Below are 12,487 nucleotides of genomic sequence, written 5' to 3'. Positions count from 1 at the left end.
GCACTTCAGGGCGAGGTCGTGGGAGGGGGGCTACGCGTCCGCCAACTCCGCCCGCTGAGCCTGGAAGCTCCGCGCCGCCTCGTCGGTCTTCCAGCAGGCGGCGCGATGGCCCGGTCCGGCCTCGACCACCGGCGGGTCGCCCACGCGGCAGCGTTCCTCGGCAAGGAAGCAGCGCGGTGCGAAGGGGCAGCCCGGCTGGCGGTTGGCGAGGTCGGGCGGGCTTCCCGGGATGGTCTGGAGCCGGGAGCCCTTGGCGAGCGCCCCGTCGGCGCGGCTGCGCAGCAGGCCGATCGTGTAGGGATGATGCGGGTTCAGCACCACCTGCCGGGCCGAGCCCTCCTCCACGATGCGGCCGGCATACATCACCGCGATCCGGTCGGCGACCTCGACGGCGGCACCGAGATCGTGGGTGACGAAGAGAGTGGACAGTCCGAGTTCCGCCTGCAGGTCGCGCAGGAGAAGCAGGATCTGGATCTGCACCGTGGCGTCGAGGGCCGTCGTCGGCTCGTCGGCGAGGAGGACCTTGGGGTTGCAGGCGAGCGCGAGGGCGATCATCGCGCGCTGGCGCATACCCCCCGACATCTCGTGCGGATAGGCGTCGAGTCGCCGCTCCGGGCTCGGGATGCGCACCCGTTCGAACTGTTGAAGCGCGCGGGCCCGCGCTTCGGCTGCGCCGATTCCCTCGTGCTGGCGGATCGCCTCCATGATCTGGCGGCCCACCGTATAGACCGGATCGAGGGCGAGCAGCGGCTCCTGGAAGATCATCGCGACTTCGCGGCCGCGCAATGCCGTCAGGTCGCGCTTGCCCATGGCCATCACGTCGCGGCCGGCGACGAGGATGCGGCCTTCGATCGCGGTCTTGCGCTCGGGGTTGAGGCGCATGATCGCGCGCAGGGTCACGCTCTTGCCCGATCCCGACTCGCCGATGAGGGCGATGGCCTGGCCTCGGCCGAGGGTGAGATCGACCCCATCGACCGCGCGGACCTTGCCGCCGAAGGTGATCTTCAGGCCCTGGATTTCGACGGCGGGTTCCTTGCCAACCGCTCGGGTCATCGGTCGCATCTCGGGTTCGGCGCGAATCGGGGCGTGCCTTGGTGGCGAAGGACCGTGCTCATGCGGCCACCGACAGGGCGGGCGCCGCCGAATGGCCGGATCCCGGCTGGCGGGCGAGGCAGGCGACGCGGTGGACGGGGTCTACCGGGGCGAGGGGCGGAACATGGCTCCGGCAGACATTCTCCACGAGACTGCAGCGCGGGTTGAAGCGGCATCCCGGCGGCGGGTCGATGGGATTGGGCGGGTCTCCGGCCAGCGGCGCCACGGTGGTGCGGTTGTCGGGGTCCATCGAGGGCATCGAGGACAGGAGCGCCTTGGTATAGGGATGGGCGGGGTCGGCCAGCACGGTATCGGCCGGGCCGATCTCCACCACCTGTCCGAGATACATCACCGCCACCCGGTCGCAGATGAAGCGGACGACGTTGAGGTCGTGGCTGATGAACAGGTAGGTGAGGTCGAATTCCTGCTTGAGGTCCATCAGCAGGTTCAGAACCTGCGCCTCCACCGACTTGTCGAGGGCCGAGACCGCCTCGTCGAGGACCACCAATCGCGGCTCCAGTGCCAGGGCGCGGGCGATGTTCACGCGCTGGCGCTGGCCGCCGGAGAGCTCGTGCGGATAGCGGGCGGCGAAACGCGCCGGCTCCAGGCCGACGCGGGCGAGCAGGCTGCGCGCCCGCTCGATGGCCTGGCGCTTGGGCACGCCGTGGACCCGTGGCCCGAAGGCGATGGACCCCTCGATGGTCATGCGCGGGTTGAGCGAGGAGTAGCTGTCCTGGAACACCATCTGGGCCTGGGCGCGGAACTCGCGCAGGGGCAGGGCCCGGCTGCCGATACGCTCGCCATCGAACAGCATCTCGCCCTTGTCGTGCTGGGTCAGGCCCATGATGAGGCGGGCGGTGCTGGATTTGCCGCAGCCGGATTCGCCGACGACCCCCAGGGTCTCGCCCTTCTTGATATCGAAATCGACGCCGTCCACGGCGCGCACGACGGCCTTCTTTCCGCCGATCCCCTTCTTGACCGGGAAATGCTTCACCAGCCCCTCGACGGTGAGGAGCGGCTGGCCCGGGCCGCCCCGGTCGCGGGAGGAAAGCGGGCTCGACGCGATGGGCGTGCTCATGACTTCACTTCCATTGCCGAACGCAGGCCGTCCGAGAACAGGTTGAACGAGATCGAGACGATGAAGATCGCAAGGCCCGGAAGTGCCGCGACCATCGGGTTCACGTAGATCGCCGTGCGCAGGGTGTTGAGCATCAGGCCCCATTCGGGCTCCGGCGGCTTCACGCCGAGGCCGAGGAAGGAGAGGCCCGAGGCCAGGATCATCGACACGCTGATGAGGCTGGTGGAGTAGACGAAGATCGGTCCGAGTACGTTGCCGAGCACCTGCGCGCGCAGGATCGTCAGGGTCGAGGCGCCGGACAGGCGGGCGGCATCGACGTAATCGCGTGAGCGGATCTGCGTCGTCACGCTCTCGGCCACGCGGGCGATCTGGGGTGTGAACACGCAGGTCAGCGAGACGATGGAATTGAACACGCCCGCTCCCAACGCACCCGAGAGCGCGATGGCCAGAAGCACCGAGGGGAAGGCGAAGAACACGTCGACGGTGCGCATGAGCACGGTATTGAGCCAGCCGCCGACATAGCCGGCGAGGATGCCGATGCTGGAACCGAGGAGGAAAGCGAGGATCACCGGCGTGACGCCGATGAACAGAGAGAGGCGCCCACCCAGCATCAGGCGGCTCAGCATGTCGCGCCCGAGCTCGTCCGAGCCGAGAATGTATGTGGCGTCGCCCACGGGTTTCAGCCGCCGCACCATCGAGCCGCGATACGGGTCCATGGGCGTGATCCAGGGCGACAGCAACGCGATGGCGACGATGGCGAGGATGACGAACGCCGCTGTCATCGCCACGGGATCGCGCAGGAGCTTGGCCAGCACGTTGCCCCAGAAGCCGCGCGAGGCGACGAAGGCATCCGGCGTCGAGGTGAGCGGTGGCGCCCCGCCGGCAATGTCGATGGCCGATGCGGCCGGACTGGTCCCGAGTGCCATCAGCCCCTCTCGATGCGCGGGTCGAGCGCCGTCTGCACGACGTCGACGATGAGGTTGAGGGCGACGAAGAACATCGCCAGGACGAGGATGGCGCCCTGCAGCAGCGGCAGGTCGCGCTGGAAGATCGCGGCGTTGAGGAGGAAGCCGGTGCCGGGCCAGGCGAACACCGTCTCGATCAGGATCGAGCCGCCGAGCAGGTAGCCGAGCTGCAGCCCCATGATCGCGAGAGCGGTGGGGGCGGCGTTCTTCACCACATGCTTGAACACGCCGAACTCGGAGAGGCCCTTTGCCCTAAGCGCCCCGACGAAATCCTGGGAGAGGATGTCGCCCACCAGCGCCCGGACGGTGCGGGCGATGACGCCCATCGGGATCACCGACATCGTGATGGCGGGCAGGATGATATAGCGAAGGTGCTCGAGATCCGGCTTCCAGTTGCCCGATCCGTCTGGGCCGGCTCCGGTGGAGGGCAGCCAGCCGAGCTGGGCCGAGAACACGATGACCAGGACCATGCCGAGCCAGTAATGCGGCACGCTCACACCGAAGACCGAGATGGCGGAGGCCGCCCGGTCGAGGACGGAGTCGCGGAAATAGCCGGCGACGAAACCGAACAGGCAACCGAAGGTGAAGCCGATCAGGGTCGCCACGGAGGCGAGGATCAGGCTGTTGACGACGGCGCGACCGACTTCACTCAAGACCGGCCTGCCGGTGGCGATAGACGTGCCGAGATCGCCGTGGAGCACCTTCCACAGCCACAGGGCGTACTGGACCGGCAGCGGCTTGTCGTAGCCGTAGGCGATCCGCATGGCGTCGATCGTCTCCTGGGTGGCGTCCACCGGCAGGATGGAGCTGAGGGGATCGCCGTCCGCCAGATGTACCAGCGAGAAGCAGACGATGCTGACCCCGAGCGCCACCGGGGTGACGGTGAGGAGGCGGCGGAGGATGAAGCTCAGCATGGCGCGGTCCCTCGTCTCCCTCCCCCCTCTGCGGGGGAGGGTGGCCCTCGCGTCAGCGAGGGTCGGGAGAGGGGAGCGCCGTATCCGGAGAGGTCGCCCCCTCTCCCGCCTGCTCCGCAGGCACCCTCCCCCGCACCACGTCGGGCCTGCCCGACTTGGCCAGCCAAGGACGAATCTCGGGCAAGCCTGAGATTCGTGGGGGGAGGGTTGGTGTGCATGGCGGCCCTCGTCATCACTTCCCCACGGTGATGGGCGAGAAGTCCTGGTACCAATTCTGGGCCTGGACGAAGCCCTTCACCTTCGAGCTCATGGCGCGCGGGTTGGTGTCGTGGGCGACCATGAGGAACAGCGCCTCGTCGACGTATTTCTCGTGGACCTTCTGCAGCACCTTGATCTGCTCGACGGGATCGAAGGTCGTCCGGATCTGGTCGAACAGCTTGTCCATCTCGGGGTCGCAGTAATGGCCCCAGTTCGTGCCGTTGGGGGCGGCGAGATTACATTGGAGATGGCGGATGAAGCCGGTGAAAGGGTCCTGGATGAAGTAGGAGAAGTTCATTCCCGTGGCGCCGCGCGACACGTCGGCCTTCGAGCCGGCCCGCCACAGGTTGATGAGCGCGTTCCACTCGACGACTTCGAAATTCACCTTGATTCCGATATCGGCGAGGTTCTGCTGGATCAGCTCGTTCATCGGCAGGGGTTGCATCTGGCCCGAGCCCGAGGGCGCGATCAGGATCTTGGTGACGATGGGCTTGTTCGGGCCGTAGCCGGCCTCGGCCAGGAGCTTCTTGGCCGCCTCGGGATCGTAGGTCGGCTTGAAGGTCGGGGAGCCGAACCAAGCGGAGCCCGGCGGCATGAATCCCTCGGCCGGGATCATCAGCCCGTTGAGCATCTCCTTCATGCCCTCGCGGTCCACGGCGAGGTTGGCGGCCTTGCGCACGCGGACGTCGTTCCACGGCGAGCCATCGGCCCGAGACAGGTGCCAGGTCCAGTTATGCGGATAGGCATTGGTGACGATGCTGAACCCCGCCCCCTTGAGCGAGGCGACAGCGTCCGGCGGCGGGGCCTCGATCCAGTCGACCTGACCCGAGCGCAGGGCCGCCACGCGGGCATTGGCTTCCGGCAGGGGCACCAGGACCAGCTTGTCGAGCTTGGGAACCCGTGCCTTGTCCCAATACTCGGCGTTGGGTGCCATCTCGGCGCGTTCGCGCGGGGCGAACAGTGTCAGCTTCCACGGGCCGGTCCCCGACGGGGTCTTGGCGAAGGCGTCCCAGCTCTTGCCCAGCTTCTCCCACTGCGCCGGCGAGGACATCATGATCCAGGCGATCTGGTAGGGCAGCGTCGCGTCCGGCGCCTTGGTGGTGATCTCCACCGTCATCGGATCGACGACGCGGTAGCTGGCGACGCCGGGGATGCGCGAGCGCCCTTGCGCCGATTGGCGCGGGTCGAATTGCGGTGCGTCGTTCTTCAGGAGCTTGTCGAGGTTCCACACGACCGATTCCGCGGTGAAGGGCGAGCCGTCGTGAAAGGTCACGCCGGGCCGCAATGTGAAGATCCACTTGGTCTTGTCGGTGGCGTCCACCGCCCAGGACGAGGCGAGGCCCGGGACGAGTTCCGAGGGCTTGGTGGCGCTCGACAGGTCCCAATTGATGAGGGCGTCGTAGACCGTGTAGCCGGTGAAGCGCATGCCTTCGCCGCCATTGTCGGCCTGACCCGTGGTGAGCGGAATGTCCGACGCGGTCATGCCGATCCGCAGCGTTCCCTGAGCCCAAGCCGCCGGCATCATGCCGCCGCTGGCCAGCGCCGCGGCCACGAGTCCAACGCGAAGACGTTCTGCCAAGGCTCTCATCGTGTTGTGCTTTTCCTCGAGGATCCACGTCCGGCAAGTTTGCCGGTCTCCGGTCCCCCCATGCAAAGCACCGGCCAGACTGGACTCCTTCCAGCTCACCGGGAGAAAAATGTATACGATTCATGTGAAAGCCCGCCGGGTCGGCATGCGCTGGATGCCGGCCCGGGTGGCGAGGCGGCCATAGAGGGTTTTGCGCCGCCGCGATCGGCTCTAAACCGCCCGTCTTCGGGCAGGCCGCCCGGCGGAGCGCCCCAGTTGCCTCTCTCCCCGAAACCCATGGCCAAGACGGGTGCCCCAAGGTCCGGCGGCCTCCGGCGCGGGCGCGTGGCGGACTTCCTGATGGGCCGGGGCTCCCTGTCCGCGCCGGGATCGAACCTGGCCCGCCTGCCCGTCGCCCTCGACCCGCGCGGGCTCAGCATCATCGAGGGAATACGGGCGGCCTGCGCCTTCGGCACCGTCATCCTTCTCCACGAATTCGTGGCGTGGTCGCCGCTCCTCATCATGGCGCTGGCGGCCAACCTCACCTGCTTTGCCGATATCGGCGGTCCGGTGCGCTCCCGCCTGATGGTGCTGGCCGTGTTCTCGGTGCTCGGCAGCCTGATCTGGAGCCTGTTCGGTCTGCTCCAGCCCCATGGCCCGGCCGTGGTCGTGCCGCTCGCCACCCTCGTCATCTTCTGCTGCACCTATGCCCGCGTCTGGGGCGTGCAGGAGCAGACCGCCGGCAACGTCCTCGTCCTCGTCCTGGCCTTCGCCCTCGACCGTCCGCTCACCGGCGGCGAGGCCGTCATCGCCGGTGCGATGGTGCTGGCCGGCGGCCTGTGGGCGACGGTTCTGGCCCTCGCCCTCTGGCGGCTCAACCCCTATCGCCCGACCCAGCGGGCCGTGGCCGAGGTCTGGCGCAGGCTCGCTCTGCTCAGCGGCGATCTCGAAGACCTCGCGGCCGCCGAGGAGGCCGATGCGACCGGGTTCGACGACCATGCGCGCGCGCATCGCCGCGGCGCGCGGGAGGCGATCGAACTCGCCCGCAGCCTCATCGTCGACATCGCCCGCAGCCGCGAGAGGGTCTCCGACCGCACCGCCCAGGCCCTGATCCGGCTGGAGACCGCGGAACAGATCTTCGCCGCCCTCATTGCCCTGTCCGACCGGATCGAGGCCGACCGCAATCCCAACCGGCAGGTCCGGACGCGGCGCCTGCTGCGTCGCCTGAGACCGCTCCTCCTCGTTGTCGCGCGGGCGATCCGCGACGACACCGTCCTCGACCTGCCGCGCATCGAGCGCTCGATCGCGCGGGCGGGGCGCGGATTCGCATCCGACCCGGCTCTCAAGGCGCTGGCCGAGCGCATCCTCGACCGCGTCCGCATCGGGGCCAAGCTCTCGACGCCGGAAGGGTATCGCCCCGGCGGCACATTATTGGGGAGCGCCAGCTTGCCCCTGCGCCAACGGCTGCTCGGCCCGTTGAAGGCGAACTTTACCCTCGCCTCGCCGAACCTGCGGCACGCGATCCGCGCCAGCGTCGTCACCGCGCCTGTCCTCGGCCTAACCCTGCTCTGGCCGGGGCCGTTCACGCATTGGCTCACCATCACGGTGGTGCTGACGATGCAGCCCTTCTACGCCGCTACCTGGCAGCGGGCGCTGGAGCGGATCGGCGGCACGGTGCTCGGCGGGCTGTTCGGCGCCCTCCTCGCCAGCCTCGCCACGACGACCCTGGCACTCTCGGCCCTGATCTTCCCCTTGAGCATCATCGGTTTCGCCGCCCGGCAGGTGAGCTATGCCTTCTTCATCGCCTGCCTGACGCCCCTGGTGGTGCTGCTCGTGGAGGTGATGGAGCCCGGCCATGCCTCCTGGGAAGTGGCGGGCATGCGCGCGCTCTTCACCCTACTCGGCGGCCTCATCGCCGTGGTGAGCAGCCTGCTGCTATGGCCGGTCTGGGAGCCGGATCAGGTCCGCCTGGAACTGCGAAAGGCGGTGAAGGCGCATGCCGATTTTGCGCGCACCGTGCTCTCGAACCGGGCGGAAGCCGAACGGAGCGGGGCCGCCGAAGCCGCGGCGCGGGCCAGCGGTCTCGCCCTCAACACCCTGGAAGCCGCCCTCTCCCGCGCCCTCCAGCAGCCCCGCGCCGGGCGCCACCCGCAGGTCCAGACCGCGATGGTCGCCGATGCGACCCTGCGCCGGATCGGCGCGCGCCTGTCCGCCCTGCGCTATGCCGCCGACCCCAGCACCGATGGGCCTGTCGGCTGCGCCTGGGTCGCCTGGATCACCGAGACCCTCGCCCGTCTCGCCCAGGAGGGCGGCGCCCTGCCCTCCCATCCGGATCTGCCCCGCCCCGATTCTCTCGTCCGCCTCGTGACGCAGGTGGAGTTGCTCGCCGAGACCCTGCGGCCACCGCGTTCGCGTGCGGAGGCGCTTCCTCCGGAGCCTGCCGCCGCGCCGGGCAAAGGCTAGGTTTTTCCGCAGGCGCGGGGCTAAAGAGGTCCGCGTTGCGCGATCCCGTTTTCAGGCTGGGGTGATCCTTGGAAGACCTCCTCCACCGATGGCTGCAGGCGACCGGGTCGATCCGGGCCGAGGTGCTGGCCCTGCTCGGCATCGTTCTGGCGCTTCTCGTCACTGTTCATGCCCTGCTGCGCAAGCGCGAGATCGGCACCGCCATCGGCTGGATCGGCCTCGCCTGGCTGTCGCCGATCTTCGGGACGGCCCTCTACGCGATCTTCGGCGTGAACCGGGTCTCGCGCCGGGCACGCCAGTTGCGGGTAAGGCCGTCGCAGCGGGCGAACGCCCCGGCCCTTCCCGATGCCACCGTGCCGGACGAACTCCGGCCCCTCGACCGCGCCGTCCGGCAGATCACCCAGCTACCCCTCCTCGGCGGCAACGCGTTCGAGGCCCTGCGCAACGGCGACGAGGCTTATCCGGCGATGCTGGCGGCGATCGAGGGCGCGCGACGGAGCGTCGCCCTGTCGAGCTACATCTTCCGCAACGACATCACCGGTGGCCGCTTTTTCGAGGCCATGCTGGCCGCCCGGCAACGGGGCGTCGAAGTGCGGGTGCTCATCGACGGGATCGGCAGCGGCTACTTCTTTCCCGCCATGGCGCGGCGCCTGCGCCGGGCGGGGGTGCCGGTCGGCCTGTTCATGCATTCCGCCCTGCCCTGGCGCATGCCGTTCCTGAACCTGCGCACCCACAAGAAGATCCTCATCGTCGATGGGCGCATCGCCTTCACGGGCGGCATCAACATCGCCGACGAGAACCTCGTGGCGACGTCGCCGCCCGACCCCGTGCGCGACAGTCACTTTCGCATCGAAGGTCCGGTGGTCGAACAGCTCTCCCAGGCCTTCGCCAGCGACTGGGCCTTCGTGATGGGGGAGGAGCTCGACGGTTCGCACTGGTTTCCCCCGCTGGGTGCGGCGGGCGAGATCGAGGCGCGCGTCGTCACCTCCGGCCCGGATGCCGATATCGAGAAGATCGAGTTCGCGGTGATGTCGGCGATCAGCTGCGCTCAGCACAGCATCCGGCTGGTGACACCCTATTTCCTGCCGAGCGAGATTTTATCGACCACCCTCGCCCTCGCGGCGACCCGCGGCATCCGCGTCGACGTCATCATCCCTCGTGCGAGCAACCATCGTTTCGTCGATTGGGCGACGCGGGCCCATGTGGCGCCCCTGCTCGAGAGCGGTGTGCGGATCTGGCTCGACGAGCCGCCCTTCGACCATTCGAAGCTGCTGGTGGTGGATGGCGAGTGGAGTTTCGTCGGCAGTGCGAACTGGGACATGCGTAGCTTCCGACTGAACTTCGAGCTCAATGTCGAGGTCTATGACCGCGCCTTCGCCGACCGGCTCGACCGGTTCATGCGGACGAAGATGGAGGCGCGCCTGACGTCCGAAGAACTGGCGCGGCGGTCGCTTCCCGTCCGGCTGCGCGACGCAGCCGTGCGACTAATGCTGCCATACCTCTGATATCGTGCGCCGTCGGCTGCGCCGGGGCCGGGGCGAGGTGCACGACGATGGGCCGGTGATCGGAAGCGCCGCGCGGCAGTACCGTACGCCCGAGGCAGGCGAGGCCGCGTACGAGGCAGCGGTCGATGCGCAGGGGCACGAGGTCCACCATGGCATGCGTGGGAATGCGCGGCCCGGCATCGCGAAAACCCGGCAGCAGGGCCGGACCGATGAGATTGTAATCGCCGATCACCGCCGCGCGCGCCGGAAGGCTCTGCTCGATCCGCCGCAATTGCCGCCGGTTGAGCACCTGCCCATGCGAGAGATGGACATTGGCGACCCCGAAATCCCCCATGTCGAGGATCTGGCAGACGCGGTCGACCAAGGCGCCGGACGGCAGCTTGATGACGATCGGAGGCGCGGCCCAGGCCACCGGGCTCCACATGGCGAGGCCATGGATACGGCCGGGCAGCGGAGCCCAGGCATAGTCGCCCCCGAGCCGCTCTTTTATCGATGCGATCTCCTTCGTAGCCTCCTGCATCAGCAGGAGATCGGGCTGCTCGCGTAGGACGAGTTCGACGATGCTGTCGACCTTGGCACCCGTGCGCCGAAGCAGGTTCCAGCTCACGATCTTGCGGAAACGGCCGCGGTCCGGTGCGCTGAGGGCGCGCAGGTCGGCGCTGCGGGCGGATTCTGAGACGGCGTAGCGGCGGTCGTTCAGCATGCCGCCCCAGGGGAGCAGCCCGTGTCTCTTCAGTGGCACCCGCCCGCCTCCCGCTCTCGCCCGTCGCCGCGTCTCAACGCGCCTCGTGGTCCCGACGTTTCCCGTCCCGCTGCGTCTCGTGCCGGCGACCTCTGGCCGGCATCCGCCCGATCAGCGCTTCTTGCCGAGTTCGGCGGCGATGTCCTTGACCATATGGCCCGCTTTGCGGTGGGCGGCGATCAATTGATCGCGCGTGACACCCCAGCGTTTCATCCAGTGCTCCACGGCCTGCCGCTCGGACAGATCGAGCCTGTCCTTGTCAATGAAGCCGCGCTTGTCCTTCAGTCCTGCCATGAATCCTGTCCCACCATGAATTCTACCACGCGGAGAAAGCCCGACCGATGATGGACGGTTCTGCCCCGCAGGACAGGCTTCGTGAAGAGTGCCCCCGCACGCTTCCGAGCAATCGCCCGGGCAGACGACGATGAGCCACACTCATCGTCGTCTGGTGTTGCCTCAATCGCGGGCGGCGGCCTCCCGTCGCGGCTCGGGCCGGGGCCTGCTCACCACGACCGTGTCACCGGAGCGGGTGATCTCGATGGAATCGGCCGTGGCACCGAGTTCCTGCGGCGTCGAGAGGGACACGCTCTGGCCGGAAGCCAGGATCGTCTCGAACCGCACGGCGCGACTGGTTTCGGTGCGGGCCAGGGTCACGACGACCCGGTAGCCCTTGGGTTCGGCGGTATAATAGGCCACGCCGGAGAGATCGCCGAGGCTGACGCTGCCGCCACCCAAGGGCCTGATCGTCTCGGCGGAAGCTTGGCCGGCGATAAGGGCGCTGGTGAGGGCGGCGCTGGTGATGAGGTTGCGAAAGGTCATGGTATCTGGACTCGCTCGTTGGGCGGGGCGCGGCGCGCCCTTGCTTCGAGACCGGATATGCCGTGCGCTGCAGCATGGATCAAAAAGATAGAATCGATAATGACTATTGATCACGTCGATCTGTCGCGCATCGATCTCAATCTCCTCGTGGCCCTTGATGCCTTGCTGGCGGAGCGCAGCGTCACCCGCGCCGCCGCCCGGATCGGCATCGGCCAATCGGCCATGAGCAGCAGCCTCGCCCGGCTCCGCACCACCTTCGGCGACGAACTCCTCACCCGGGCACCGGAGGGGATGCGCGCCACCCCTCGCGCCCTCGCCCTCGCCGAACCCGTCCGTACCCTGCTGCGCCAGATCCAGTCGCTGGTCCGGCGCGACGAGGCGTTCGATCCGCGCAGCGTAACGCGCACCTTCACCATCGGCCTGCCCGATTCGACCGAGGTGCTGCTCGGTCCGCGGCTCCTGGCCTATCTGCGGCGGCACGCACCGGGGATCAGCCTGCTCCTGCGCTCCATCGACCGTATCCGCATCCTGCAGGAACTCGATGCGGACAGGGTCGATCTCGGCATCGGCACGTTCAGCCACGGCCAGACCCACCACAAGCAGAGGCTGCTCTACCGGGACCGCTACGTCTGCCTGTTCAATGCCGACCTCGTCGGGCTCACTCCGCCGATCTCGCTGGACGATTACCTGCGCTTTCCCCACGTGCTCACCAGCCTGAAGGAAACGGCGCATGGCGTGGTGGACGACGCTCTCGCCCTCCTCGGCCTTCGCCGCGACCTTGCGGTGACGACGCCACGCTTCCTCGCCGTGCCCTTCCTCGTGCGGAGCGCGCCCGTTCTCACCACCATGCAGGAGCGCCTCGCCACCCTCTTTGCCGGAACCCTCGGCCTCGCCGTCAGCCCGGCGCCGCTGGCCCTCGACGAGGTGGCGATCTCGATGCTGTGGCACGCCTCCTATGACGACGACCCGGCCCATCGCTGGTTGCGCCAGACGCTTCTCGCTCTCGCCGACGACGCGGCACAGGTCGGGTGAGACGCTTCGACTCGCGCGGCCCGGCACCACGTCCGGTCCGGATCTCCTGCCC

General features: G+C 68.4%; 11 protein-coding genes. 3 read left to right on the top strand and 8 right to left on the bottom strand.

Features of this window, described 5'->3' with window-relative positions:
• Positions 1–30: 30 nt before the first annotated feature.
• From ACYQOP_RS17440 to ACYQOP_RS17420, 5 genes are all read right to left on the bottom strand, one after another.
• Positions 31–1,053, bottom strand: a complete 1,023-nt coding sequence (locus tag ACYQOP_RS17440; RefSeq protein ID WP_461223255.1) for an ABC transporter ATP-binding protein — start codon at positions 1,051–1,053, stop codon at positions 31–33.
• 58 nt (positions 1,054–1,111) lie between these two features.
• Positions 1,112–2,170 carry an ABC transporter ATP-binding protein gene (locus ACYQOP_RS17435; RefSeq protein ID WP_461223254.1) on the bottom strand — a complete coding sequence of 353 codons (1,059 nt, stop codon included), beginning with the start codon at positions 2,168–2,170 and terminating at the stop codon, positions 1,112–1,114.
• A complete protein-coding gene (locus ACYQOP_RS17430; RefSeq protein WP_461223252.1) occupies positions 2,167–3,096 on the bottom strand; it encodes an ABC transporter permease in 930 nt (309 codons plus the stop codon). Before ACYQOP_RS17430 ends, ACYQOP_RS17435 begins: the two co-directional genes overlap by 4 nt.
• Positions 3,096–4,049 carry an ABC transporter permease gene (locus ACYQOP_RS17425; RefSeq protein ID WP_018043405.1) on the bottom strand — a complete coding sequence of 318 codons (954 nt, stop codon included), beginning with the start codon at positions 4,047–4,049 and terminating at the stop codon, positions 3,096–3,098. The genes ACYQOP_RS17430 and ACYQOP_RS17425 overlap by 1 nt, the downstream gene beginning before the upstream one ends.
• A 232-nt stretch (positions 4,050–4,281) precedes the next feature.
• Entirely contained in the window at positions 4,282–5,895 is a 1,614-nt protein-coding gene (locus tag ACYQOP_RS17420) for an ABC transporter substrate-binding protein (protein WP_461223250.1), read from the bottom strand.
• A gap of 276 nt (positions 5,896–6,171) precedes the next feature.
• On the opposite strand from ACYQOP_RS17420, the gene ACYQOP_RS17415 reads away from it, so the two are divergent.
• Together ACYQOP_RS17415 and cls are read left to right on the top strand one after the other, a co-directional pair.
• Positions 6,172–8,337: an FUSC family protein gene (locus tag ACYQOP_RS17415; RefSeq protein ID WP_461223248.1), complete on the top strand. Its 2,166-nt coding sequence runs from the start codon at positions 6,172–6,174 to the stop codon at positions 8,335–8,337.
• Positions 8,338–8,405: 68 nt separating this feature from the next.
• Positions 8,406–9,842, top strand: coding sequence for a cardiolipin synthase (gene cls / locus ACYQOP_RS17410; protein ID WP_461223247.1), 1,437 nt, complete (start codon positions 8,406–8,408; stop codon positions 9,840–9,842).
• Here the strand turns inward: cls and ACYQOP_RS17405 are convergent.
• The 3 genes from ACYQOP_RS17405 to ACYQOP_RS17395 all read right to left on the bottom strand — a co-directional run bounded on the left by ACYQOP_RS17405 (position 9,733) and on the right by ACYQOP_RS17395 (position 11,403).
• A complete protein-coding gene (locus ACYQOP_RS17405; protein ID WP_244477999.1) occupies positions 9,733–10,584 on the bottom strand; it encodes an endonuclease/exonuclease/phosphatase family protein in 852 nt (283 codons plus the stop codon). The two genes, cls and ACYQOP_RS17405, sit on opposite strands and share 110 nt — an antisense overlap.
• Before the next feature lie 111 nt (positions 10,585–10,695).
• Positions 10,696–10,878, bottom strand: coding sequence for a DUF3606 domain-containing protein (locus ACYQOP_RS17400; RefSeq protein WP_056427268.1), 183 nt, complete (start codon positions 10,876–10,878; stop codon positions 10,696–10,698).
• A gap of 162 nt (positions 10,879–11,040) precedes the next feature.
• A complete protein-coding gene (locus ACYQOP_RS17395; RefSeq protein WP_461223246.1) occupies positions 11,041–11,403 on the bottom strand; it encodes a hypothetical protein in 363 nt (120 codons plus the stop codon).
• Positions 11,404–11,502: 99 nt separating this feature from the next.
• On the opposite strand from ACYQOP_RS17395, the gene ACYQOP_RS17390 reads away from it, so the two are divergent.
• The gene (locus ACYQOP_RS17390) at positions 11,503–12,435 is read left to right on the top strand and encodes a LysR family transcriptional regulator (protein WP_056427262.1); all 933 of its coding nucleotides are present in this window, start codon (positions 11,503–11,505) and stop codon (positions 12,433–12,435) included.
• Positions 12,436–12,487 lie beyond the last annotated feature (52 nt).

The sequence above is a fragment of the Methylobacterium sp. CM6247 genome, assembly GCF_054817925.1.
Note: the sequence above shows the minus strand (reverse complement) of the source record. Positions and strands in the feature narration are given on the sequence as shown.

Excerpts from the sequence above, each read along its gene's own strand:
- ACYQOP_RS17435 (WP_461223254.1), bottom strand. The coding sequence starts at position 2,170 with ATGAGCACGCCCATCGCGTCGAGCCCGCTTTCCTCCCGCGACCGGGGC.
- ACYQOP_RS17425 (WP_018043405.1), bottom strand. The coding sequence starts at position 4,049 with ATGCTGAGCTTCATCCTCCGCCGCCTCCTCACCGTCACCCCGGTGGCG.
- ACYQOP_RS17395 (WP_461223246.1), bottom strand. The coding sequence starts at position 11,403 with ATGACCTTTCGCAACCTCATCACCAGCGCCGCCCTCACCAGCGCCCTT.
- ACYQOP_RS17415 (WP_461223248.1), top strand. The coding sequence starts at position 6,172 with ATGGCCAAGACGGGTGCCCCAAGGTCCGGCGGCCTCCGGCGCGGGCGC.
- ACYQOP_RS17440 (WP_461223255.1), bottom strand. The coding sequence starts at position 1,053 with ATGACCCGAGCGGTTGGCAAGGAACCCGCCGTCGAAATCCAGGGCCTG.
- ACYQOP_RS17430 (WP_461223252.1), bottom strand. The coding sequence starts at position 3,096 with ATGGCACTCGGGACCAGTCCGGCCGCATCGGCCATCGACATTGCCGGC.
- ACYQOP_RS17420 (WP_461223250.1), bottom strand. The coding sequence starts at position 5,895 with ATGAGAGCCTTGGCAGAACGTCTTCGCGTTGGACTCGTGGCCGCGGCG.
- ACYQOP_RS17390 (WP_056427262.1), top strand. The coding sequence starts at position 11,503 with ATGACTATTGATCACGTCGATCTGTCGCGCATCGATCTCAATCTCCTC.
- ACYQOP_RS17400 (WP_056427268.1), bottom strand. The coding sequence starts at position 10,878 with ATGGCAGGACTGAAGGACAAGCGCGGCTTCATTGACAAGGACAGGCTC.